The organism is Bacteroidetes bacterium GWF2_43_63, assembly GCA_001769275.1.
Taxonomy (GTDB): domain Bacteria; phylum Bacteroidota; class Bacteroidia; order Bacteroidales; family DTU049; genus GWF2-43-63.
The window spans coordinates 71,367-94,900 of the sequence record MEOQ01000022.1 but is presented as its reverse complement, the minus strand read 5'-3'; the positions used below and the strand labels follow the sequence as shown (position 1 = coordinate 94,900).

Sequence of the window (23,534 nt, the reverse complement as noted above, 5' to 3'; positions counted from 1 at the left end):
TTATTCCCCTAAAATGATTCCGCCATACATGCCGATCTTCAAAAACCCATCATTCTTTACAGCGACTTTCACCGCATACACCAGATTGGCGCGCTCATCCTGCGTTTGAATGGTCTTTGGCGTGAATTCCGATTTATCCGAAATCCATGTCACTGTTCCTTCAAATTCACGATTATCGTCCTGACCGGATTCTGCAAGCACCTTTACTTTTTGCCCGACTTTGATTTTTGTAAGCTGATCGGCCGTCACATAAGCACGCAGAAACATGTGATCAGTATCTGCCATTTTAAGAATAGGTTTACCGGTTGAAGCAAATTCGCCTTGTTCGGCAAACTTCACCAGAACGGTTCCTGCAATCGGACTCAGCACTTTGCATTTGAGCAACTGATCCTCGATTTGTGCAATCTGAATTTCTAGTGCGTCGGATTCGCTGCCAACGCCCGAACTGGTGTTTTCGAGTGTTTCCTTCTGTGCCGCCATTTGTTTTTCGAGTACAAGAATTTGTGCATTTATATCGTCGAGTTGTTTGCTGTTGGCAGCATTTGCATTCACCAGATTTTGGATGCGCTTCTTTTCCGAACGAGCTGTTTCGAGCTGCTGCTGCGTGGCGGCAATCTGCACCCGCACATTCGGATTCCGGCTTCTGACGCCTTTTGCGCTGGCCTGCAACTGGAGTTTTTTCAAATACAATTGCGTGCTGTCGATAATGGCAATCCGCTGATCTTTTTTCAACTCATCGCCTTCGTTTACATTCAGCTCAATGATTTTCCCATTGGCTTCGGAAGACACAATGATTTCGGTGGCTTCGAAAACGCCAGTCGCGTCAGTTTCACCATTGCTGCTTCCACACGAGGTTACGGAGAAAATCAACAGAGATAAAAGGAAATATTTTACGGTTTTCATTGGACAGTTTTTTTATTGGTTTGTTGAATTCTTTAAATTGTACATGGCACTGAGCATTTGCATTTCATGCATGGCTTTGTCAAGCATGGAACGGTTCACTGCATTCAGATCGCGGATCAGATCCGACGCTGTCGCTGTGCCGTTTTCAACACGCACTTCGGTAGTGTGCTGTATTCCCTGCCGCAGCCGGATAATCTCATCGTCCGATTTCAGCAGCTCCTGAAATTTTGCAATTTCGTTGCGTTGCTGTGCAATCTTCATGTTGGTGTTGAACAAAAAAGTCTGTTTCTGAATATCGGCTCCACGCTGATTTATTTTCAATAATTGTATCTCGTTGCTTTGCGTATAAAATCCGCTGATATTCCAGCTGAGCCTCACCCCGCCAATAAAAAACGGATTTAATTCATTACTCAGCATATTCAATCCGGGCTTTCCATACCCGCCCTGCGCAAATAGTCCCAGCTTAGGCATCGTTCCGGCCCGAACCATTTTCTGCTGACTTGCAAACAAATTGCTTTGCGCATCGAACAGCTGCACCTCAGGACGAAGAATTGAATTTGTCTCCTGCGAAATGAGAGAAGCATCGGGCTTGACAAATACTGTTTCAATAGAAATATTTTCGCCGGTAAATGCCGACAGCATTTCAATAAATGATTTTTCCGAAGCCAGCAATTCTGCTTTCATTTGTCCGGCTTTGAGCTGTTCAACACGAACAGCATCGAGATCGGCCTGCGAAGCCATTCCGTTGTTCATCGAAGCTTCAACGCGATTGTAATTCGTTTCGAGATCCTTCAGTAAAACTGCGTTCAGATTCAATTGTTCATTCAATAAAAGAATTCCGAAATACAATTGATTTACTCTTTCTTTAATGGTGTACAAATCCACTTCGTACTTCTGTTTTTCCAGTTCCGAAGAGGCTTTGTACATTTCGCGGCGCGCACCTGTTGCACCACCGTCCCACACAGTCTGGCTCAGTTCAAGCGTGGCCTGATACTGATCATGATCCATTTCGCCGACGCCCGGCATGGTAAAAGGCAATTCAATAACCTCGGATTGCCAGGTGGCTTTGGCCGAAAATGAAAGCTGCGGCAACCAGGCTTTCGCAGCGTTTGAAAGATTGTATGCTTCGGATTTTTCAATGAGCCCGTACTGACTCACCAAAGGATAGTTGTTGCGTGCCTTTTCGTAGCACTGCTCCAAAGTCAGCTGTGCGTGCGACGTTGCCGGTATTGACGCAATCAACAACAAGAGTAATAAAAGTCGTGTTGACATGACTATTTTCGTTTTTTTGATTTTGCGATTTTTTCTGTTTCTGCATCAGGCTTCAGACTGCTTAGAATAATCCGGATGTTTTCCTCTTTCCGATATTGCAACATATAATTAAAATGCGATTCGTCAAGAAACAGGATTTTTTTCATGATGGGCGTGCCGATAAAAACCATCACATTGAGCGCTACCATTGAATAAATAATATCGGGGATGGATATTGGTCTGACGCGCCCAGCCTCAATTTCGACATCGAGTTCTTTTTGAAAAGGTTCATACGCATGGTTGATGGTTGGCCCGAGCATTTCTTTCAAAGAATCTATCCGTGATGGATTTGTGGTAAGTTCATTAACGACAAGAAATGGCAGTTTTGGATTGGCCATCAGCATATCGAAGTGAGCGCCGATATACTTTTTCAGCTTCTCTTCAAATGTCAGTGATTCATCATGTGTCTGAAAAATCACGGAGAAAAAAGTTTTCAGCTTGTCGGCAAAAATGGCTTCGAACAGGCGGTCTTTTGTCCGGTAATAATAATGTACAAGTGCCTGATTGCAGCCGGCTGCTTTGGCAATTTGGGTGGTAGAAACCATGGCAAAACCTTTCTCTAAAAACAGCTTCTCGGCCGCCTCCAGAATGGTTTTCTCCATGTTTTGTTCGTTGTTAACTGACATGTTTAATAGCTTTATTAAAGCTGCAAATTAAATACATTTATTAACGGTACGCAAATTTATTTTGTTAAATGATTTTGGAAAATGAAAAATGTCTAATTAAATAAGAATTACTACTGTCACTCTGAGCGTAGTATCCATACGGAGCAAAGCTTCTGTCACTCTGAGCGGAGTCGAAATGTCGATAGCGGGATAAACGCCGTGAAGTGTCATTATTTTTCAGTGCTTCGAGTGTCACTGCTATCATCTGTCCAATCCTTCGACTCCGCTCAGGATGACAGATGAAGAATATTCAGAATGGATTTTTGATTGAAATTGTTTGAATATCACACAACAATTTTCAAAAAAGAAATTCATATTTCAAACAATCCTTTACCTTTAATAAAATTTTCCACCCATGAGCTCTTCATTTGCAATGCATGTTTCGTCAAACGGAAAAGTCGAGCTGCTTCCGGCAGCTCCGGAACTTGATTCCGAAAGCTTATACATCTGGCATCATTTCTATCAGCCGACTGAAGAAGAACTGAAAAAGCTGCCCGAAGAATATGGGCTGCATCCGCTCGCCATCGAAGATTGCATGGACGATGATCAGATCCCGAAAATGGAATCATTTCCAAAAAACACGCATCTCATCTTCAATACATTCAACTATCACAACGAAGATATTCATGCTGAGGAAGTGAATCTTTTTATCGGAGATAAATTTATCATTACCGTTACGCGCTCTGAAAGGCTCAATGAATCGATTATGGCACTGACGAAAAAAATGTCTGAATCGAACAACGGGCTATGGCGCAACGGGCCTGGGTGGCTGCTGCATTACATCATCGATAAAATCGTGGATGAAAAAATGGATGCACTTGAAGCACTTGAAGATGAAACGGATTCAATCGAAGATCTCCTTTTGTCAAGGTCTGGAGACATTGATTTTGCGAAAATTCAGAAACTCCGATATGCCTTTCAATTGCTGCGCAAAAGTCTGTTTCATGAGCGGGAAATTCTGAACAGGATCATTCACGATGACCACGATTTTATCGATAATAAAGCGGCCTACCTCTATCGCGATGTATATGACCATGTGGTTCGGCTATATGAACTCACCGAGTCCTGCCGCGAAACTGTGAAGAACCTTATAGAGCTTCATCTTGCCATGGCTAATAATCAAATGGCTATTGCTTCGGAAAACACCAATAAAACTATTCGTCGCCTTACCTTCATCACAACCATCTTCATGCCTCTGACACTTATCGCCGGCATTGGAGGCATGTCGGAATATTCAATGATGACGGGTCCTGCAAACTGGCGGATTGCATATTTGATCCTTGTAATTGTACTTACCATTATTGGTATTCTGAGCTATCGATGGCTTCAGGGGCAGGATAAAGAATCATGAACAAGGAACAAGGAAGGAAGAAGTGAATAAAGAATCATGAACAAGGAACAAGGAAGGAAGAAGTGAATAAAGAATCATGAACAAGGAACAAGGAAGGAAGAAGTGAATAAAGAATCATGAACAACGAACAAGGAAAGAAGAAAGAAATACAAACATCTGAACATTGAATCATGACCAAGGAATCCGTAGCGGCGGATCAGATCGATGTCGCGATAAGATTTTAGAAGTACGAATTTTTGACAACTTATCTAACGTTGTCTTTCAACGGATATCAATTATCGTTTCACAAGAACGCGCTGTCCACTGTGATTATCGCTTTGTTTGCGAAATCCCTCAGGGCGCTTCTGTCCTTGTTCTCTGGATGGTCTCGTTTCATGCGATGACTGCTTTTTCTTCTCCTGCTGTGGCCTTCTGTCCGACCGCTGATTGCGCTCAGGACGCTGCGGACGTTCAGTACGTTCAATTTTTGCATTCGGATCGAGCGGATAGGGCTGGTTGGTCACTACCGGTATTTTCTTCCCGATCAGTTTTTCAATATCCTTCAGAAATGGCTTTTCATCGACATCGCAAAATGAAATGGCAATACCTTCGGAACCGGCGCGGCCAGTACGTCCGATACGATGAACGTATGTTTCAGGAATATTCGGAATGTCGAGATTAACCACACACGACAATTCTTCAATATCGATTCCGCGTGCGGCAATATCAGATGCAACAAGCACCCGAATGGCTTTTGTTTTGAAATTATTCAAAGCACGCTGGCGATTATTTTGTGTTTTATTGCCATGAATCGCTTCCGCTTTTACGTTGCATTTATTCAGAATACGTACAACTTTGTCTGCACCGTGTTTGGTGCGTGTAAAAACGAGCACTGTTTCAAGTGCAGGTTCTTTCAGAAAGTGCATCAGCAACATCGGTTTGTCCGCTTTTGAAACAAAACAAACTGATTGTTCAATAACATCAACCGTCGAAGACTGCGGCGTAACCTCAATTTTGACAGGTTGGTGAAGAATGGATGATGAAAGTTTTACAATTTCAGGCGGCATGGTGGCCGAGAAAAACAACGTTTGTCTTTTCTGTGGAACGGCCGCGAGAATTTTTTTCACATCGTGAATAAATCCCATGTCAAGCATTCGGTCGGCTTCATCAAGTACAAGAATGTTAATGTTTTTCAGACTGATAAATTTTTGATTCATCAGGTCAAGTAAACGTCCGGGAGTGGCAATCAGAATTTCGACACCACGTTGCAAAGCGTTTACCTGAGCGTTTTGCGGAACACCGCCAAAAATCACCGTATGTTTAATATTAAGATTGGCTCCGTAGGCGGTAAAACTCTCGCCAATCTGTATCGCGAGTTCGCGCGTTGGAGTTACAATAAGTACTTTAATTGTTTTTCTATCAACACCGCTCTGGTGCTGCTGATTGAGCAGCTGTAAAATTGGAATCGCAAATGCAGCTGTTTTTCCTGTGCCGGTCTGAGCACAGCCGAGAATGTCTCTGCCCTGCAGTGCGATTGGGATAGCTTCGGTTTGTATGGGGGTTGGAGTGGTGTAACCTTCGGTTATCAGAGCCTTCTTGATCGGCTCTATGAGATTGAAATCGTCAAATGTCATGAAATGTTTTTAGTGAGGCACTGTGAGCTCTGTCTACATATTGTTTTAAGAAATCAGAATCCCTGTAATTATGTTGCTGCAAAGATACGCATAAAATAATAATAACAATGAATTTAAGATTTGGCGAGGAAAACAGGGGCTCCCAATCAGGTTGATACAATAATTGAAAATCAACAAAAGAAGTCGAATCAAGTTCCCGGCCACCGCGTGTCCACAAGCTCTGCCGGTGGAAGCCGGGATCTCATTCTATACATCAGTCTTTCTTTTTTTATTTTCGCTGCCGACGCTTCGACGGAGGTTATCCCGCTGTTCATACTTCGACTCCGCTCAGCATGACAGCGGCGGGGCTCAGCGTGACAGCAGCTTTTGTGTCATTTTTTATTTGGGTTGCGAGGCGCGCAGCGTTGGTGGTCTCAGGTCACAGCGAAACGATGTCGCAGACATATTGATTATCTCATTAAATTTGCCGGCACAATTTCCAGCATTATGAAAAATATTTTTTTGTTGCTTTTTATCGTTTCAGTACTTGCAGTCGCCTGCAACAATAAATCAAAAAACAATTCTGATCAGGAACAGAAGACTGACAGCACGACTGTTTCATTGAAAGATTCCGTTTCGGATGAGCAACTCGTGCAGGATGCCAAAATGATTCTGCAACATTTCAAAAACAAAGAATACAACCAGCTGGCAGAATACGTCGGGCCTCAAGGAGTGCGCTTTTCGCCGTATGCCTTCATCGATACGAGCAAAGACAATGTGCTGAGCGCACAGCAAATCCGCAACGCAGCGACATCAAAAGAAGTCCTTCAATGGGGAGAATTCGATGGCTCAGGAGAACCGATAAAAATGACCATTGAAAAATATTTCGCAGACTTTGTTTACGACACCGATTTTCTGAAAAAAGGGGAAGTGACCGTGAATGAATTTACTCAGCGTGGCAATACCACCAATAATATTAAAGAAGCATATCCTGGTTGCGCCTATGTCGATTTCTTAATCAATGGTGAGAAACCCGAATATGACGGAATAGACTGGAAAGCGATTCGCATCGTGTTCCGAATTGTTGAAGGAAAAGCTGTGATGGTGGCCGTGGTGCATGATGAGTGGACCATTTGATATAAGATGTCAGATTTGAGATTTTTGATTTTTGATCTGAAGGGAGAAGAGCTGATTTAATAACATTCCGTGTTTTTAAACGGAACAAGAGGGTTTTTGATTTTATATTTTCGTATGGTGTTATAAAAATTCATACATTTATTTTTAATAAAACGAGCGCAATGAAAGAATACCGCTTCACCACAAAAATCATAAAAAACCCAACCGTAGATTCGGGCTATATCGAATTCCCGTACGATGCTGAAAAAGAGTTTGGGCGCAAAGGACAAATAAAAGTGAAAGCGTATTTCGATGGATTTGAATATCGCGGATCGTTGGTCCGCATGGGCCATCCGTGTCATATCATCGGATTGAATAAAAAAGTGCGCGACGCCATTGGGAAAGGTCCCGGCGATACCGTGGATGTTGTCATTATGGAAGATACTGCAGAACGCGTAGTTGATGTCCCTGCCGATTTTTCAGCAGCACTGAATAAAAATAAAACAGCTAAAGAAATTTTCGAAAAAATGTCGTTCACCCATCGCCGCGAATATGTGGAATGGATTGCTTCTTCGAAAAAAACAGAAACGCGCAAAAACCGCATTGGGAAGTCGATTGAGATGCTCATTAAGAAACTGAAACAATAGTGCTGATTTTACTTCGCCGCAACATATTCTCTTAATATAATTCCATTGCGTTTTTCAGCAGACCTTAAATATTCGTTAATGTTTTATGATCAAAATATTTGCCAGACAACCAGACTAACATATGTGGGTTTATATTAAAAGAATGGGTGTATATACTGAAATAAAATGCAACCAGACTTGTTTCGACAATACGGACATAAAACCATTAAAAATCAACAATCATGAAAACTTATACAACAATCTTGGCGTTAGTTGCTTCTTTTATTTCGCTACTTTCATTTTCACAAGGGGAATACCTGATTCAAATTGACCCGGCAACCGGTTCTTATAATAAAATTGGTGCTGCCATAGCTGGAATAAGGTGGGTATATCCAAACGTCAAATGCTATGATGAAACGCACGGCTCATATATTTTTCAAGGCGGAGATCCCGATCCTGACCATCTCTATTCAATAGATGTTACAAACGGCTCAATTATCTCTAATCCATTTTTTTCGATTACTGGCTCAACGGTAAGAGAGCTGAAATACGACAATACGAACGACTTGCTTTATGGTTTATACTGGGACGGCGCTCAGTTTTTTCTTGCTTCTGTAAATCCTACTAATGGCTTGCATACTCAGATAGGCACCAATCCCATATCTGGACTGGGAAGCACTCTTCAGGGAGTAACAGCATTTGACGAGAATCATCATCGTTATTTTGCATTAGAAAGCAATCAGATATTTTCAATTGACGCAATAACAGGAGCTTTAATCTCAAGCCCAATAATGAGTTTGACCGCTGATGAACATCTCCTCCATTTTTACTATAATACTGCACTGGATACTTTAAACGGACTTATACACAACAGCCTCACACAGATTTATACATTAATCTCAATAAATACTACGACTGGCGTTATAACAAGAATTGGATCAGGAACTACTTTTGGTAATGGTGATGGCACTTCTACTATTGACCAACTCAATCAACAATATTTTTACAACTATACAACTGGCGGAACAGCAACCTATTTAGCTACAATGGATATTGCTACCGGGAATTTAGTTTCAAATAATTCAATTCCAATAAGCAATGGATCCAATATACACAGCATTTCTTACGACAATATCAAAAACAATTTGTATGGTATTCAATGGGAAAACGATAGCGTATCGTCCATTACAACAATCAACAATCCGGACGAGGTGATAATTTACCCGGTTCCAACATTTGATAACATTATTATTGAATCCTCTTCTGTCCTGGGCGATATCACCATTGTTGATTATATAGGGCAGGTCGCTTTACAAACAAAAAGTGACAAGAAAAGAGAACAAATTGACATCAGTAATCTTGCATCAGGCGTATACATTTTAGAAACCCAGCGAAAACGATATAAAATAATCAGGAACTAAATGGAGATTTATTAAAGTAATCGCATAGTCTGATTCATATCAAAGTCACGAGTCTGGATACGCGCGCGATAAAAAAAATTTAGTCGTCAGTAACCAGGTGCGAGTTAAATCATTCACTCACAACTCATAACCGACAAATGGCTACTACCGTAATGTCCGATAAACTTTCACATTGCCATCCGGATCGGTGATGCGGAAAAAGGCTATGGACGCAGTTTTCGGAATATCGGACAAATTTATTGTGTTATAGCCTGTGGCAGCATTTGTTTGAAAACGGTATACCAGACTTCCGGTAACATTCATTACTTCAATGCTAAATTCTCCGTTGCAATGCGACACCAGAATACCATTGTCATCAGCAGAATTAGAAGGAATATAAAAATCAAATGGAACTTTTACTTCATCGTTAATGCCGGTAGCCACGTCAATCTGTAATTTCAGAATCACCGGTAAATGGTCGCTGTTGCCCATGAGTGCGGCCAAAACATTTGCAGGAACCGATGTGTTCGTGCCTTGATTGATTGAGTCGTTGCAATGGTTGCCATCATTTCCAAGAGCTGTATAAGACCCACTGATATATTTCACGTTCTTTCCACCCGACATAACATCAAGCGATGCCATAATGTGGTCGAAACGATCATCAAGTCCGCCTGCAGCAAAGCAATCATTGTTGTAATCGTTGTGTGTCGATTGTGTATGATATGAGGCAAATGAGCAGTTGTTGTTCCAGTCGCCGGGTTTTGTAATTGGATCGTAAAAGCGAATATTCGGATTGGTGTGATTTAAAAGTAAATCGTAGCATTCTTCAGTCGATGTGTATGTATTGAAATCGCCCATTGCGAGATAATTTCCAGGTTTGTTCAATGCATTGAGCTGATTCATCAAAATAGTAACCTCTGCCAGTCGCTCTGCCGCATCTGCTTCGTAGCTGCCCGCTTTAAGATGCATAATGATGCAGGTAATCCAGGCGGTGTCATTGGTTACAGCTATAGCAGGATCTTTGTAATAAAATGTATATACGTTTATATCACGAATATCGGTTGGATATGCGGTGTAGCTGTGATAAACAAGTTTATTAGTGTTGTAATACACCATGTTTACCATATCTGAAGAAGAATAATTTGTTCTTGGACCTTTCGCATAATTGCTTCTGCCACTGGTGTTCATCACATTTGTCAGCACGCGGTCAACCGAAGTCTGCAACTGGTTCATTTCGCAAACCGTGAAAATATCGGGCAGCACGTAATCAACAATAGTCTTGAGATACGCATCTTTGTTTGAAACATTGTTGTTTGCGGCTGTGCAATAACTTGTGTAATTATTATAGTTAAGCAGGTTGTACTGCATCACTGTAAGCGTGTCAGTTTGCGCTTTTGCGAAAGACAAAAGACAAAAGGAAAAAGACAAAAGAAGAAGTAGTTTTTTCATAACAGGAAACCATTTAATAATACCGCCCGCCAAAATGGAGTCAAAGGTAAGGAATTTAAAAAAGAGAAAATTGAACAGAGTGGGCTAAAAAAAAGCCGCAAACGATTACTCGTCAGCGGCTTTTTGAGGATAATATGCAATTACACCCTGCTCATCTTAACTGTAAAATGACGCATGATAGGTGCTTCATAATCGATTTTCAATCCTTTGGTTATGCCGTTGCGGCGATCCCAAAGATTTTTGAGTGCTGCTGCCACCACATCCATATGATTGTTGGTATATGTTCTTCGTGGGAGGGCAAGACGAACGAGTTCCAGCGCGGGGAAACGATCCAGGCGGGTTTCCGGGTCGCGGTCGGCCAGCAGTGTTCCAATTTCAACACCACGTACACCAGCCTCGAGATACAGCTCAATTGCCAATGTTTGCGCTACGTATTGTTCTCGCGGAAGTGCAGGTAAAAACTTCAGGGCATCGATAAACACGGCATGTCCTCCAATAGGCTTCTGGATTGGGATTCCGTACTCAATCAACTGATTTCCCAGGTACTCAACCTGCGAAATGCGGCTTTTCAGATATTCGAAATCGGTACCTTCTGCCAGACCAACAGCCAGTGCTTCCATGTCACGGCCGGCCATTCCGCCATAAGTCACATAACCTTCGAACATGATGTTGAACACGCTGACTTTCTGCCAGAGTTCTTCGCTGTTCATGGCAATGAAGCCACCGATATTCACAATGGCATCTTTCTTCGAGCTCATGGTCATCATGTCAGCGCACTTGTACATTTCGCGTACAATTTCGCGAATGCTCATGCTGGCACAAGCGTTTTCGCGCACTTTGATGAAGTAAGCATTTTCGGCATACCGTGCACTGTCGAACAACACCGGCTTGTTTACACTCTTTGCAAATTCCTTGACGGCACGCAGGTTTTCAAGACTCACTGGCTGTCCGCCAGCGGTGTTGTTGGTAACAGTAACAATAATAAAGGGAATTTTGTCGTGCGGATGCATTTCAAAAACTTTTTTCAGTTTATTGATATCGACGTTTCCTTTGAATGGATGCAGGTTTTCGGTATCGAAAGCTTCATCGATGGTACAATCGATGGCATGTGCCTTACGGAATTCAATATGTCCCTTTGTTGTGTCGAAATGCGAGTTCCCGGGAACAATATCACCTTCTTTTACCAATGCTGAAAACAAAACATTTTCGGCAGCACGTCCCTGATGGGTTGGCATAAAATAAGGAAATCCAAGTATTTCGTGAATGGTATCCTTCAGACGATAATACGAGCGGCTTCCTGCATAACTTTCGTCGCCGGTCATAATGGCGCCCCACTGGCGGTCGCTCATGGCGCCGGTTCCGCTGTCGGTGAGCAAGTCGACAAAAACCTGTTCACTACGGAGATTAAACAAGTTGAAATGTGCTTCGGAAATCCATTTCTCGCGTTCTTCGCGGGTGCTGATATGGATGGATTCAACCATTTTGATTTTATACGGTTCTGCGTATGGTAAGTTCATAACTTCTGATTTGAATATTTGGTAATTTGAAAATTTGAAAATGGAATTTCCTTATACGGTAACTCCGGCTGAAGAAAATTTTCAGCAATAAATGAATAAACAATCTGGCTAAAAATCGTCACGCCGCTTGATGTTCAGAAACACAAAGCTTGCTTTTACATAAAGTGATATAAAACAAAATGACCTGTTCATAAATTCACAGCCAAATTATACTTTTTTTTTAACTCTACGTTACGATTTGTTCTTTTTCTATTTATATTTCGCTACACGGATGAAATTATTGGACAGAGACTCATTCCTGATGTATTCATGAGCAGATTTAATTTTTTACTATATTTGTAAATAATAAAATCCCCAACATCATGAAAGCTTTATTATTATTGTTCGTTTTGCTGACAACAGGGTTTACGTCGTTCTCGCAGATCAACACTACGCTCAGCCGCAACTATGGCGGCCCGGGATATGAACAAATGTACCGCTTTTATCAGTCATCCGATGGTGGATTTTACTGGTGTGGGTATACAAAAGCCGCCGGAGGAAATATTCCATCCGTTATTGGAGGCGATGATGCTTGGTTCATGAAAGTTGATGCCAGCGGAGACTCCGTGCACTCGGCAGTATTCGGGGGCACCAGCGATGATTATCTGAAGGACTTCTTGGAAGTGACCAGCACCAATTATGTTTTGCTGATGGAAAGCATGTCAACAGATAATGGCTTTGCCGGCGGGCACGGTAGTAATGATGTCTGGATCAAAGGATATGATTTCACTGCAGGCCTTAGTGCAGGAGCACCATTCGGAGGATCATTGTACGATCAGGCCAGTCGAATTACACCTAAAAATGCAGGTGGTTATATTTTTGCCGGCAGCACTGCTTCTTCTGATGGAAATCTGAGTGGAAATTACGGATCAAGTGACATCTGGATCATGAGTCTGCAATCTAATCTTGCAATTGCCTGGAGCCGGCATTACGGCGGTAGCGGCGAAGACCGCGGTATTGCAGCTTACCAGCTCATTGATGGGAATATTATGGTTTTTGGGACTACACTATCCAATAATTTTGATGTACATGGTAACAATGGCAACAATGATGTTTTTGTGATGAAGCTCAATTCAATGGGTGACACGTTATGGACAAAGACCTATGGCGGTTCTTCAACGGATATTATTAAAGAAGCGAAAATGCTGAATGATTCAACTTTTGTCTTTATCGGGAACTCAAACAGCAATGATGGCGATTTCATGTTTCGCGAAGATAAATTGATGTATTATTATGGGTTTTATTACGTGATTGACGATAATGGGAATTATCTGCATGCCGGATCAGTGGCCACATTGGACAATGCGGATATGACGTTTACTGATGCTGTTGTTGACAGTGCAAACCATGCGGTGGCATTTGGTATAACAGAATCTGATTCAATTGCTTTATGCAACGACCAGAATCATGGGCTTTCAGATATTTTTATTGCCGACTTCAATGGTATTACAGATTTTAATGCATATTTTATGGGTGGCTCGGATATAGATGGCGTTGACTTTTTCAATGAGAAAACTGCGAAAGCCGTCCGGACCGGAAGTAATCAGATTGCATTCTGCACCAATACCCGCTCTATTACGCTGGCTCCCGATTTTCACGGAATGATGGATGTGTGGCTCAGCATCATCGAAGTGCAGCATTTGTCGGTACCCGAAGCATCGCAACTGCAGCTCAGTGTTTATCCCAATCCTGCTGACAATATTATCAAGATTGGCGATATTAATTCCAGCGACATTGCTCAATTCGAAGTATTCGATATGCAGGGAAAATTGCTGCTTCATGGACAATATTCTGAAAGCGGGATTGATATTTCTTCGCTCGAAAACGGTATGTATCTGCTAAAGCTTAAGAGCGGAGATTCAACGGGTATTGCCCGGATTGTAAAGCAATAAAATCTCTACTGCATTTCAATTCCCGCAGCTTCGCAGAATTCAATCTGCTCATTGAAAAATGCATTCAGAAAAATGGATTCCTTTAGTTCAATGTGATCGAAAAGCCGCTCCATTTCTTCAATATCGGCATCTGTTATTGGAATGCGATACATGATGGCAACCGCAGCGTAATAATCATTTTCAAATGTTCGCAAATAAAACCGGAACAGTTCAAGCGCGGCTTTGTGATATTCTTCCCCACCCGCTGCAATGGATATTTTTTCCGTTTCGGCAATTGTTGCTTCTGTTTCCGATAGCAGATTTTTGTAAGTGGCGAGAATAGTATCGCCGTCATACATCACAATCCCTTGGTTGAAGCGGCTTACAGCAATATCAATCCTTGATAGTTGCGAAACAATTTTATTATGAAATTCCACTGTACCTGTCTGTGCAACGGAAATTCCAGCTGCGAACACAAGAACCAATATTGAAATTATTCTGGACATTTGTACAAAACTATTGATGCATTTTTCTCAAAAGGTCATTTATTTCCTTTACCGGATTGAATGTGCTTAACGGAACTTCCACAAACATCGTGATCCAATCGGCCATAGCTCCATTCCACAATCCGGGCAGCTCCATGGCTTTGATATCTTTTCCTTCAAAACTTTTTTTCGCAATAAAGCCAGTTTCCGGATCGCAAAAATCATTCAGATCAAATGCCTGGCCATTGAAATCGTTTTTCCAGCAGACAATGTCAACAGGATTGAAATGCGTTGACGAATGCAGGATTTTCTTTTGAGCTACATCTGATGTATCAATCTGCGATGATTCCACAATCTGCAGCGAAACATTTCCATTTTTGTCTTCAACGAAAAACGGTCCACCACCGGGCTCACCCTCATTCTTCACCATGCCGCAAACACGCACGGGCCGGTTGAATACACCAAAAAGAAAATCAATTTTTTCCAGAGAGTCGCTTTCTTCAAGCCACTCGGGGATTTCAATAAATAATTTTTCCTTGGCATACGAAATCATTCCATTCAGGTCTTCGTCCTCCACATTGCCGTCATCGAGCATGATCAGGTAGGCGTGAATGTCGTTCACCAACTGCATAAGGTAGCCGCCCAATACTTTTTTAAACCAGATGGTATCATCGCGGTGCCAGTCGGGAACAATATTGTCGATGTTTTTCAAAAACACCATTTCCGTTTTAATATCGTTGAGATTCTGCAAAAGTGCACCGTGTCCGCCCGGCCTGAAAACCAGTTTTCCGTTGCGATCGCGCACAGGATTATTATCCATGTCAACGGCAATGGTATCGGTGCTTTTCAACTGAAACGAATGCGTAACTTTTACAGTTATGTCGCATTTCTGTTTTAACTCTGCCAGAATTTCTTTTGTGAGCGCTTTAAATTCCTTTTCATGCTCCGGGCTTATTGTGAAATGAATATTTAAAGTGTTATTATTCCCCACAGCATGAGTTAGACCTTCGTAGATCTGCTCCTCAAGCGCTGTTCGTGTGAATTCTTTATAGCGATGAAACGGTATGAATGCTTTAGGTTTTGATGCAAAATTCAATCCTTTCTTATTAAGCACAGCCTCTAAAACCGGCAACCAGTCAGCCTTCGCAAGTAGTTTATCCAGATCATGACTATTCTTCTTAATCGCGGCCTTCAACTCATCATAAAAAGCAAACTGCTTTAGATTCTTCAGAAATTTTTCGGCAGGTGCAGGAATATCCCAGCCATTTTTAATGGCTTCAACAGCTGAAAACAAGTCGCGAAACATTCGGGTTGCCGCCCCTGAAGCAGGAATAAACCGGGCTATCAAATAATCCGATGCACTTTCATCAAACAAATTCACCAGCGATTGTTGTTGTCGCTGGATAAATGATACAATTCCATTGCTGGTTGTAGCTGCAGCATTAATGGCTGCTGGTTGAAAGCCGCGTCTGAAATCAGCCAGTTGATTTTCAATGGCTGCTATTGTCAGTCCATGTTCTTCAATCTGTTTTTTGTCGGAAGCTGAAAAAGTGGATTTTGATGTCATATATTGGAATTTCAGAAATGAAAAAGCCGGTTGAGTGTTGGATTCAACCGGCTGAAATTACTAATTATCGTTAAAGGCCAACCACGGTGATGTTAATTTCACGCGGATTGATGGCCATAACAGGAATAAAAGCATCGTTGAAAATAATCTGCTCATCCCATGGATTTAGAATGAAATTAGGAACAATACTCGAATCGGTATTTGTCATAACAAGAAGCATGTCTGCATCGATTTTGCGGGCATAGTCAATTACCTGTTTTGCAAAACTTCCGGTTTCAGGAACTATTTCAGCTTCATATTTCACCCCATTCTTTTCGAAAACTTCGACCACTTTGTTGAGGACGGCGCGGATCTTAGCTTTGTACAACTCATCGTTGAGAAACATAGCTTTAACATGGATGGTGGCGTCGAACTGCTTGGCGATATAAATGGCCCATTTAATTTTCTGACGCGATTCAAGTGTGTCGTCAATCGGAATAAGAATGCGGTTGTAGCCATCTCTGTATTCGCGCTTCTGAACAATAATGAAAGGAATTCGGGTTGAAGTGATCACTTTATGAGCGTAGGAACCAAAAATATGCTGAATACCTTGTTTTCCATGGGTACCCATAACAATAAAGCTGGCGCCAACATCTTCGGCTGTTTTGCCGATATCGGTGAAAATACTGCCTTCCTTAGCCTCGAATGAGAAAGGAACTCCGTATTTATTGGAATATTCTTCTATTTTTTCCTGAAGACGCTCTTTCACAAGTTCATCGGTAACTTTGTACACATTGAGAAGAGCTCTGGTGTCACGGTTGATTATGTGAAGCAGCTGAACTGCCCAGCCCTGATGTTTAGCAAGCCCTGCAGCATGATTTACGGCACATTCGGCAACATCGGTAAAATCAAAAGGAACAATAACAATTTTGTTTCTCGATTCCATAATATTTGTGAGTTAAAGGATTATACTGTTTTTTGCAAAGATATGAAAAGGAACGACAAATTCTACTTTTTATTGACCAGCCGGATTAAATATTCCAGGTGTCGTAATTTTTTTTCTTCCCGTTGCAATGTGGCTGTTTTAGTAAAATAATGATGTTGAGAGAGAAAGTCAATCTGTTGATAATACCACTCCTTTACGGTCAGTTCTCGGCCGTACTCTTTCCATTCCCTGCGTAGATTACAGCCGATAATGAAAAAGTCATCGCGACCCAGATAGTCCAGGTCGGCGTCACACATAATGCTGTCCAGTTTATCGACCGGTTTTTGCGGAATCGATGTGGACATTATGATATGAGCAATCATCATTATTTCAGACTGTGTGTAATTGAATCTTGGAAGAATATTCCAGCACATACCTGCAGAGATATCCTCATTTTCCTTGTAACGAATTAAGAATCCTACATCGTGAAACAGAGCAGCTGTCATCAGAATGAGTTTGTCCATTCCCTGAATTCTTTCAGAAGCGGCAATAGCTTCTGTTGCCCGCATTACGTCAATAGTGTGATGAATACCGTGATAATAGAGATTGGGTGCCAGTCCCCTCCCTAACCGCTGCATCATATATTCTTTCACCCTGTCAAAATCCATGGTCAGAAATTTAAAAACTTAAGTTCCAGCAATTCATTGTATTTCTCCCAGAAAGCTCGGTTGGGCCTCAGCATTTTACCGTCAACACTAAGTTCTGGTTTTATGCCATCAACAAAAAACATGTCCACTTCTCCCTTGTGCTTAATGGGTTTCTTTCCCCTATAAGTCAAATCGAAAAACGAGGAGACCAACTCGGCTGTCCGGCTCGAAACATTAATCTTTCCAGATTCACCGGCATCCTGTAATCGGCTTGCCGTGTTCACTGTGTCACCCCATATATCGAAAGCAAATTTTCGTTTGCCTACAACTCCTGCTGTAAGTTCGCCGGTATTGATGCCTATTCTGAGTTTCCAGATGCTGTCAGCTGGGTTTCGCTTGCGCATCTTATCCATAAACTGCTGCATTTCCATAGCCGACAACGTTGCATCCACCGCATGTGTCCGATTGCGGACTGGAATACCTCCGGCGCTCATGTGCGAATCGCCGATGGTCTTAATCTTCTCAAGTTTATTTCGCGAACAAATATCATCAAACTGAGTGAATATTTCATCCAGTTTCGAGACCAGTTCCTCCGGATCCATTAACTCGGAAATCGATGTGAAGCCGCTGATATCAGTAAATAAAACCGTGACAGACTGGTAAAACTCTGTCTGACAACGGCCGGTTGATTTCAATTCATCTGCAATTCTCACTGGCAGGATGTTGAGCAACAGTTTGTCTGCTTTCTCCTTTTCAATTTCAATGGCTTTTTTCTGATTCTGTATTTCAAGCGTGCGGCTGTGAACAATGTTTTCCAGTCTTAATTTTGCTTTGATAAGCCGTCGGTTGAAATAGGTAACAATGCCAAAGACAATTGCAGCAACACAAAGAATTGCGATTGCCCATGCCCACCACTTGTTGTACCACGGCGCCGGAATTACAAAGGAAAAATCGGCTGAAACGCCTTCTGCCCCAAATGGATTGATTGCTTTCACATGAAATGTGTATTCCCCGGGCGGAAGATTCGTGTACTCCTTGTAGTTTTCCGACGAGGGCTCAGACCACTTATCATCAAACCCCTCGAGCATATATGAAAATTGAACCTGCGTTTCATAAATGTAATACCCTGCTGAAAAGTCAAACCGGATGTTACCTTTTTTAAATGAAATCAGATCTGGTTCTGAAACCAGATAATTGCGGGAAACATTGCTGAAAATTGTTTCTCCATTCAACGAAACTTTCTGAAGTGCTGTAGTAAATGACTCATTGAAACTGAAGGAATTACTTATACTCCAGTCGAAACAAAACACTCCGTCATCACTTCCCAGCCAAACAACCGAATCTCCTTCAGGTGTTATGGAATAAAATTCCAGATCAGGAAATGCCTGAAATGGTGCGCTGATGAACTCTTTTTTATTGCCTTTCCATTTTACGTAATACAGGCTTTTTTGTCCCGACAATTTCGAATTGGTCTGAAACCACATATCCCCATTGTGATCTTCCTTAATAATATTGATGAACTGGGATTTATTGTAAAAGGCCAGAAACTCCCTGTCGAAGGGCTTTGCCACATATTGGTTGTTTGTTTTCACAAGCCTGAATAAACCACTTTGAGTACTGACAAGAATCTGATTGTGAAACAGAAATACACTGTATTGATCCGACTGAGGTAAGCCATTCTTTATACCGATCTGACTCATTTCAAAAACAATATCATCTGTTGATTCAGATAACGGAACCGCTGAAAAAACAAACACACCATCACGGGCAGTGCCAACAAAAAGTTCATTTTTACTCGAAAGAACTGCATTAATAATACGACTTTCGAGATTTGGCACCTGCGTCTCAGCCGGATTTAAAATGCTTTTGGTAAAATCGATGAATTTAATAATAAGCGGACCACCGGCATAAACCAGCGCATTGTTGTCGGCTCTGGCTTTCACATAATTGAAATTACCATCCGAAACCATGGTTGTTTTCAACGTGCTGTCAATAATGAACATTCCGTCCGAAGTTGCTGCAAGCAGATAATTTTTGCCAGAAATATTCACCGATTCAAGGTCCCACGATTGCGAGGCAATTTGAGAAATTGGCAGAAATATTTCGCGTTTTGTTTTTTCGGATGCCGTGTTCTGATAAAAAACCCCTTGCCAGGTGGCAACGAAAATCTGATCAAAGCAACGAACAACATCGAGCACACTGCCCTTCAGGCCCTGGTAATCATTGAAATTACATAATGGAGACTGCGCATTCACTTTGCAGATTCCATTATCCATGGCAATCCACATATTGTGCTGTTTGTCCTCGTACAAAAACGTATGCGTCTCGTTCATCACTCCAGCTTCGCGGGAGAGATGGTAAAGTATTCTGAAAGCCGAATCGGTAACAATTGTTCCGTTCCTCGAAGTAGCAAAACCATATTTTCCATTGGTCATCCGGATAGCATGAAAAACCTCGTTTGTTACAAGGAACTCATTGACTGATTCCGCCATTGGCTGAACCGACATTTTAATTGCGTAGCGGTTTGTGAAGTCAAAAAACGCCTTGTGCAAACCAGCCCTTGAATCGACAATCAAAGCTGAGTCACGGCCCAGCGGAATTACTTTACGTATCACCATTAGCGGCGGTAATTCGCAAAATACGCGTAACAACTTATTGCCACTTACAACCGAAAAACCTGTGGATGGTTCATACAAAAAAAGTGTGTGCCGGAATTCAAATAAATTGGAACCACGTTCAATCGGAATAGTAAACATTCCTTGAGGAATGAGCCTGAAAATATTTTCTGCCGTCCTGAAATAAATTCCGTCGGTGGTTTTATTTATTGAAAACACAAACCCAAATTCTCTGAATTTGCTCTTTACAAGATGCGTTAGAGAAACATAACGATATCCATCTAAATTGTCCGGAAGAAAGCATCCAAGCTCAGACTGAGCGCCGACCCAGACTACATCGTTTTCGTCGCAGTAAAAACTTGAAGGGGTGGCACTGTTTGCCAGTAGAAACTTTGACCAGCTTCTGCTGTTATACATCAGGATTCCATCGCCGTTTCCAACAAACAGAAAACCTTTGGAGTTGCTGGTAATTACCCAATTCTGAGAATAGCCGTGGTACTCACTGGGGTGATAATTGAAGAAAAATGGCAGTCCTCCCCTGAGTTCATCAGCCCTGACAACAGAAAGAACTGAAAAAACAAAAATGCATATGATGAAAACTTTACGCATGCAGAGAGGTTTCTGAAAATTTAAGCCAAAGTACTAAATATTTTAAAGGTCTGTATATGATTTCAATTTATCTTCCTTTCTTTTTTAATTTCTTCCCATGCTTTGTTGACCGCTTTGAATTTTTCTCCGGCTGTTTTAGCCACATCGTCACCAAGGTGAGCTACGCGGTCAGGGTGATATTTCATTGCCATTCGGCGATATGCCTTACGGACTTCATCATCGCTTGCATCAGAGCTAACTTCGAGAACTTTATAGGCCCAGCCGGCATCAGGGATGTGCACCGAATGCATGGAATTATAATCCTTTTCTGTGATTCCAAGCCACATCGCAATCCTTTTCATTAAATCATCCTCGGCTGGATGCAGCTCTTTATCTATCATAGAAAGAGAAAACAACACATTGACGAGTTCAAGCCTGGCAGCATGATCCATATGCGAGCGAATCTGAAGGCATATGTCACGGACAGGGATGTCCTTTTCAAGCAATTCCTTCAACAGAGGCATTGATTGCTTTGTAAATTGTCCGCCAAAAGTGTTCGTAAAAACCTGTTTAATAAAATCCAGTTCGACCTTGAGATTTTTCCGGTCAACTTTCATCACGGCCGCAAGCAAGGCCAGCAACGCAAGTCTGAAATCGCCGGGAGTAGTCTCTCCTTCAATATTTGTTCTGATTTTTGAGTGAGAGGCATAATCGAAATATGAGCCCAGAATAAATCCGAATAAACCGCCGATGGGACCTCCAAAAGCCCAACCCAGCGCACCAAAAACCCATTTATTATATTTTGCCATCCTTTGTATTTCGAAATCAGTTATAAAAGTAGACACATTTTTCTGAATGTGTTTGATTTTTTAATTTTTTTTGATCCCCAAACCGCTGAATATTGCTACTTTTGAATTGAAAAATCCATATATGAAACTCAACATTGCTCTTCTTGCCGGTGGATATTCAGGCGAATCGGTCATTTCAGTACAAAGCGCAGGCGTAATTGCTCAGAAAATAGACCGCGATAAATACAATGTCTTTTTAATTGAAATCGGCAAAGAAAATTGGACATGGAAAAGCGAAAATGGTACAGTTCATATAAATCGACATGATTTTTCGCTGCCATTGCCTGATGGCACAGTGCATTTCGATGTTGCTTTTATCATGATTCACGGAACACCGGGTGAGAACGGATTGATGCAAAGCTATTTCGAATTGCTGGGAATACCACATACCACTTGCAATGCGATGGTTTCGAACGTAACCTTCAATAAATTCTACACTATACAACTTGTAAAAGCTTTGGGCGTTATCGTAGGCCGTTCGGTATATTTCAACAATGCATCAACAGCTCAACCCGAAGAGGTTTGGACACATCTCAACTTTCCGGTTTTCGTCAAACCCAACAGTGGCGGATCCAGCATCGGAATGAGCAAGGTGAAAACAGCCGAAGAAGTAGCACAAGCATTGGAAAAAGCGTTTCAGGAAGACAAGGAAGTTCTTGTTGAAGAGTTTACACAGGGTGATGAGCTCACTTGCGGCGTTCTGCGCATCAATGGCGAAATAACTGCGTTGCCTGTTACGCTTGTTAAAAGCAAAAAAGATTTTTTCGACTTCGAAGCCAAATACACCCAGGGCATGAGCGATGAAATCACGCCTGCTCCCGTCGATCAAAAGAAAATTGATGAAGTTGTCAAGACTTCAAAGATGTTATACGAAAAACTAAATTGCCGGGGTGTTGTGCGATTCGATTATATCCACAATGGAACTCATCCGGTGTTTCTCGAAGTAAACACTATTCCCGGAATGTCATCGGCCAGCATAGTCCCGCAACAAGCCCGTGCTGCAGGAATACAGGAATCTGAGCTGTATGATATTATTATTGAAAATGCTTTGAAATACTAAGAGTCTTCCCGATTACTGGAAAAAGATTAAAAAAAGAGGCCTGAAAAATCAGACCTCCTTTAGGCTGGGTTTAATTAAATTGCTGAGAATTACCGAAACAGGGTCAGGGTTCCGGAAATATCGTAAGGTTTACCGTCGCCGCCTACAGCTTTTATTATATAAACATAAACACCCACTTCGCATGCGTTGCCATTGTACATGCCATCCCATGCCACATCGGGTGCCGATGAATTATAAACCAGCTGCCCCCAGCGGTTATAGATACGTGAGTCCCATTCAACAATATTGCGACTTGTTGTCCTGAAAATATCATTCTGTAAATCATTGTTTGGTGTAAAGACATTGGGTGTAATCAGAAAAGATGAATCCTGTGCAGTCTGTTCCCAGACAATTACATCAATACATGCGGAATCCTTACACCCAAGTTGGTTTTTGGTGACCAGACAGATGTCAAAAGTTCCGGCATTCTGGTAGATATGACTAAACGCCGACATGTCAGTAAAAGACATTCCTCCAACATACCACTTACACTGTCCTGCCGGGACATTTGTGCTGAGCTGAACATTCAAAGGAGCTATTCCCTGTGTAGGTGCCACATTGAAAACTGCAGGAGTGAAAGCACCAACGTTAATAGTTTGTGATTCTGTATCAACATCGCCGTTCTCAAAGGTAACCGTAAGAATAATTTTATAGATGCCCGGATTACTAAAAATGATATTTCCTGGATCTTTGTTTTCCGATGATGCCGGGTTCCCACCTTGGAAACTCCAGTTCCAGTAAGCGATATTACCTGTCGATTGATCTGAAACAGTGATGGAACTGTTTGCGCAAATTATATTGTCGGATAACGTAAACGAGGCAACAGGCTTTGAGTTCTGCGCCTGCAATAAAATAACCATCAATGAAAAGCAGAAAATATATAAAACTCTCATGGGTCAGGACTTGTGAATTTCTTTGACTTTACAAATTCACAAAAGTTG

General features: G+C 41.8%; 19 protein-coding genes. 6 read left to right on the top strand and 13 right to left on the bottom strand.

Annotation, left to right across the window (positions count from 1 at the left end; genetic code table 11):
• Genes A2W93_11355 through A2W93_11345 form a run of 3 tightly spaced genes read right to left on the bottom strand, consistent with a single transcriptional unit; the run spans position 1 to position 2,840 of the window.
• Positions 1–903, bottom strand: coding sequence for a hypothetical protein (locus A2W93_11355; GenBank protein OFY54870.1), 903 nt, complete (start codon positions 901–903; stop codon positions 1–3).
• 12 nt (positions 904–915) lie between these two features.
• Entirely contained in the window at positions 916–2,175 is a 1,260-nt protein-coding gene (locus tag A2W93_11350; GenBank protein OFY54869.1) for a transporter, read from the bottom strand.
• 2 nt (positions 2,176–2,177) lie between these two features.
• The gene (locus tag A2W93_11345) at positions 2,178–2,840 is read right to left on the bottom strand and encodes a hypothetical protein (protein OFY54868.1); all 663 of its coding nucleotides are present in this window, start codon (positions 2,838–2,840) and stop codon (positions 2,178–2,180) included.
• Between the two features lie 412 nt (positions 2,841–3,252).
• Here A2W93_11345 and A2W93_11340 point away from each other — a divergent pair, with 412 nt between their 5' ends.
• Complete coding sequence (locus tag A2W93_11340) at positions 3,253–4,230, top strand: hypothetical protein (protein OFY54867.1); 978 nt, start codon at positions 3,253–3,255, stop codon at positions 4,228–4,230.
• A gap of 275 nt (positions 4,231–4,505) precedes the next feature.
• Here the strand turns inward: A2W93_11340 and A2W93_11335 are convergent, their stop codons facing one another.
• Positions 4,506–5,843, bottom strand: coding sequence for a DEAD/DEAH box helicase (locus A2W93_11335; GenBank protein ID OFY54866.1), 1,338 nt, complete (start codon positions 5,841–5,843; stop codon positions 4,506–4,508).
• Positions 5,844–6,329: 486 nt separating this feature from the next.
• Here A2W93_11335 and A2W93_11330 point away from each other — a divergent pair, with 486 nt between their 5' ends.
• The 3 genes from A2W93_11330 (at position 6,330) to A2W93_11320 (ending at position 8,985) form a co-directional block, all read left to right on the top strand.
• Positions 6,330–6,959, top strand: a complete 630-nt coding sequence (locus tag A2W93_11330; protein ID OFY54865.1) for a hypothetical protein — start codon at positions 6,330–6,332, stop codon at positions 6,957–6,959.
• A 161-nt stretch (positions 6,960–7,120) separates the two neighbouring features.
• Complete coding sequence (locus A2W93_11325) at positions 7,121–7,585, top strand: antitermination protein NusB (GenBank protein OFY54864.1); 465 nt, start codon at positions 7,121–7,123, stop codon at positions 7,583–7,585.
• A 221-nt stretch (positions 7,586–7,806) separates the two neighbouring features.
• On the top strand, positions 7,807–8,985 hold the full coding sequence (locus A2W93_11320) for a hypothetical protein (GenBank protein OFY54863.1): 1,179 nt from the start codon (positions 7,807–7,809) through the stop codon (positions 8,983–8,985).
• Positions 8,986–9,129: 144 nt separating this feature from the next.
• On the opposite strand, the gene A2W93_11315 is transcribed toward A2W93_11320, so the two are convergent.
• Positions 9,130–10,446: a hypothetical protein gene (locus A2W93_11315; GenBank protein OFY54862.1), complete on the bottom strand. Its 1,317-nt coding sequence runs from the start codon at positions 10,444–10,446 to the stop codon at positions 9,130–9,132.
• A 107-nt stretch (positions 10,447–10,553) separates the two neighbouring features.
• On the bottom strand, positions 10,554–11,930 hold the full coding sequence (locus A2W93_11310; GenBank protein ID OFY54861.1) for a tyrosine phenol-lyase: 1,377 nt from the start codon (positions 11,928–11,930) through the stop codon (positions 10,554–10,556).
• Positions 11,931–12,292: 362 nt separating this feature from the next.
• Here A2W93_11310 and A2W93_11305 point away from each other — a divergent pair, with 362 nt between their 5' ends.
• The gene (locus A2W93_11305) at positions 12,293–13,861 is read left to right on the top strand and encodes a hypothetical protein (GenBank protein ID OFY54860.1); all 1,569 of its coding nucleotides are present in this window, start codon (positions 12,293–12,295) and stop codon (positions 13,859–13,861) included.
• A 5-nt stretch (positions 13,862–13,866) separates the two neighbouring features.
• Here the strand turns inward: A2W93_11305 and A2W93_11300 are convergent, their stop codons facing one another.
• The 6 genes from A2W93_11300 to A2W93_11275 form a co-directional block, all read right to left on the bottom strand.
• Positions 13,867–14,346, bottom strand: coding sequence for a hypothetical protein (locus A2W93_11300; protein ID OFY54859.1), 480 nt, complete (start codon positions 14,344–14,346; stop codon positions 13,867–13,869).
• A 10-nt stretch (positions 14,347–14,356) separates the two neighbouring features.
• Positions 14,357–15,892: a hypothetical protein gene (locus A2W93_11295; GenBank protein ID OFY54858.1), complete on the bottom strand. Its 1,536-nt coding sequence runs from the start codon at positions 15,890–15,892 to the stop codon at positions 14,357–14,359.
• Between the two features lie 70 nt (positions 15,893–15,962).
• Positions 15,963–16,817, bottom strand: a complete 855-nt coding sequence (locus A2W93_11290; protein ID OFY54857.1) for a hypothetical protein — start codon at positions 16,815–16,817, stop codon at positions 15,963–15,965.
• A 62-nt stretch (positions 16,818–16,879) separates the two neighbouring features.
• Complete coding sequence (locus A2W93_11285; protein OFY54856.1) at positions 16,880–17,464, bottom strand: hypothetical protein; 585 nt, start codon at positions 17,462–17,464, stop codon at positions 16,880–16,882.
• A 2-nt stretch (positions 17,465–17,466) separates the two neighbouring features.
• Complete coding sequence (locus tag A2W93_11280; GenBank protein OFY54855.1) at positions 17,467–20,667, bottom strand: hypothetical protein; 3,201 nt, start codon at positions 20,665–20,667, stop codon at positions 17,467–17,469.
• A gap of 62 nt (positions 20,668–20,729) precedes the next feature.
• Positions 20,730–21,455, bottom strand: coding sequence for a hypothetical protein (locus A2W93_11275; GenBank protein OFY54854.1), 726 nt, complete (start codon positions 21,453–21,455; stop codon positions 20,730–20,732).
• Positions 21,456–21,576: 121 nt separating this feature from the next.
• Here A2W93_11275 and A2W93_11270 point away from each other — a divergent pair, with 121 nt between their 5' ends.
• A complete protein-coding gene (locus tag A2W93_11270; protein ID OFY54952.1) occupies positions 21,577–22,554 on the top strand; it encodes a D-alanine--D-alanine ligase in 978 nt (325 codons plus the stop codon).
• A gap of 89 nt (positions 22,555–22,643) precedes the next feature.
• Here the strand turns inward: A2W93_11270 and A2W93_11265 are convergent, their stop codons facing one another.
• Positions 22,644–23,486, bottom strand: a complete 843-nt coding sequence (locus tag A2W93_11265; protein ID OFY54853.1) for a hypothetical protein — start codon at positions 23,484–23,486, stop codon at positions 22,644–22,646.
• Positions 23,487–23,534 lie beyond the last annotated feature (48 nt).

Excerpts from the sequence above, each read along its gene's own strand:
- A2W93_11345 (OFY54868.1), bottom strand. The coding sequence starts at position 2,840 with ATGTCAGTTAACAACGAACAAAACATGGAGAAAACCATTCTGGAGGCG.
- A2W93_11325 (OFY54864.1), top strand. The coding sequence starts at position 7,121 with ATGAAAGAATACCGCTTCACCACAAAAATCATAAAAAACCCAACCGTA.
- A2W93_11310 (OFY54861.1), bottom strand. The coding sequence starts at position 11,930 with ATGAACTTACCATACGCAGAACCGTATAAAATCAAAATGGTTGAATCC.
- A2W93_11330 (OFY54865.1), top strand. The coding sequence starts at position 6,330 with ATGAAAAATATTTTTTTGTTGCTTTTTATCGTTTCAGTACTTGCAGTC.
- A2W93_11320 (OFY54863.1), top strand. The coding sequence starts at position 7,807 with ATGAAAACTTATACAACAATCTTGGCGTTAGTTGCTTCTTTTATTTCG.
- A2W93_11290 (OFY54857.1), bottom strand. The coding sequence starts at position 16,817 with ATGGAATCGAGAAACAAAATTGTTATTGTTCCTTTTGATTTTACCGAT.
- A2W93_11270 (OFY54952.1), top strand. The coding sequence starts at position 21,577 with ATGAAACTCAACATTGCTCTTCTTGCCGGTGGATATTCAGGCGAATCG.
- A2W93_11265 (OFY54853.1), bottom strand. The coding sequence starts at position 23,486 with ATGAGAGTTTTATATATTTTCTGCTTTTCATTGATGGTTATTTTATTG.
- A2W93_11305 (OFY54860.1), top strand. The coding sequence starts at position 12,293 with ATGAAAGCTTTATTATTATTGTTCGTTTTGCTGACAACAGGGTTTACG.
- A2W93_11280 (OFY54855.1), bottom strand. The coding sequence starts at position 20,667 with ATGCGTAAAGTTTTCATCATATGCATTTTTGTTTTTTCAGTTCTTTCT.
- A2W93_11300 (OFY54859.1), bottom strand. The coding sequence starts at position 14,346 with ATGTCCAGAATAATTTCAATATTGGTTCTTGTGTTCGCAGCTGGAATT.
- A2W93_11350 (OFY54869.1), bottom strand. The coding sequence starts at position 2,175 with ATGTCAACACGACTTTTATTACTCTTGTTGTTGATTGCGTCAATACCG.
- A2W93_11355 (OFY54870.1), bottom strand. The coding sequence starts at position 903 with ATGAAAACCGTAAAATATTTCCTTTTATCTCTGTTGATTTTCTCCGTA.
- A2W93_11275 (OFY54854.1), bottom strand. The coding sequence starts at position 21,455 with ATGGCAAAATATAATAAATGGGTTTTTGGTGCGCTGGGTTGGGCTTTT.
- A2W93_11295 (OFY54858.1), bottom strand. The coding sequence starts at position 15,892 with ATGACATCAAAATCCACTTTTTCAGCTTCCGACAAAAAACAGATTGAA.
- A2W93_11285 (OFY54856.1), bottom strand. The coding sequence starts at position 17,464 with ATGGATTTTGACAGGGTGAAAGAATATATGATGCAGCGGTTAGGGAGG.
- A2W93_11340 (OFY54867.1), top strand. The coding sequence starts at position 3,253 with ATGCATGTTTCGTCAAACGGAAAAGTCGAGCTGCTTCCGGCAGCTCCG.
- A2W93_11335 (OFY54866.1), bottom strand. The coding sequence starts at position 5,843 with ATGACATTTGACGATTTCAATCTCATAGAGCCGATCAAGAAGGCTCTG.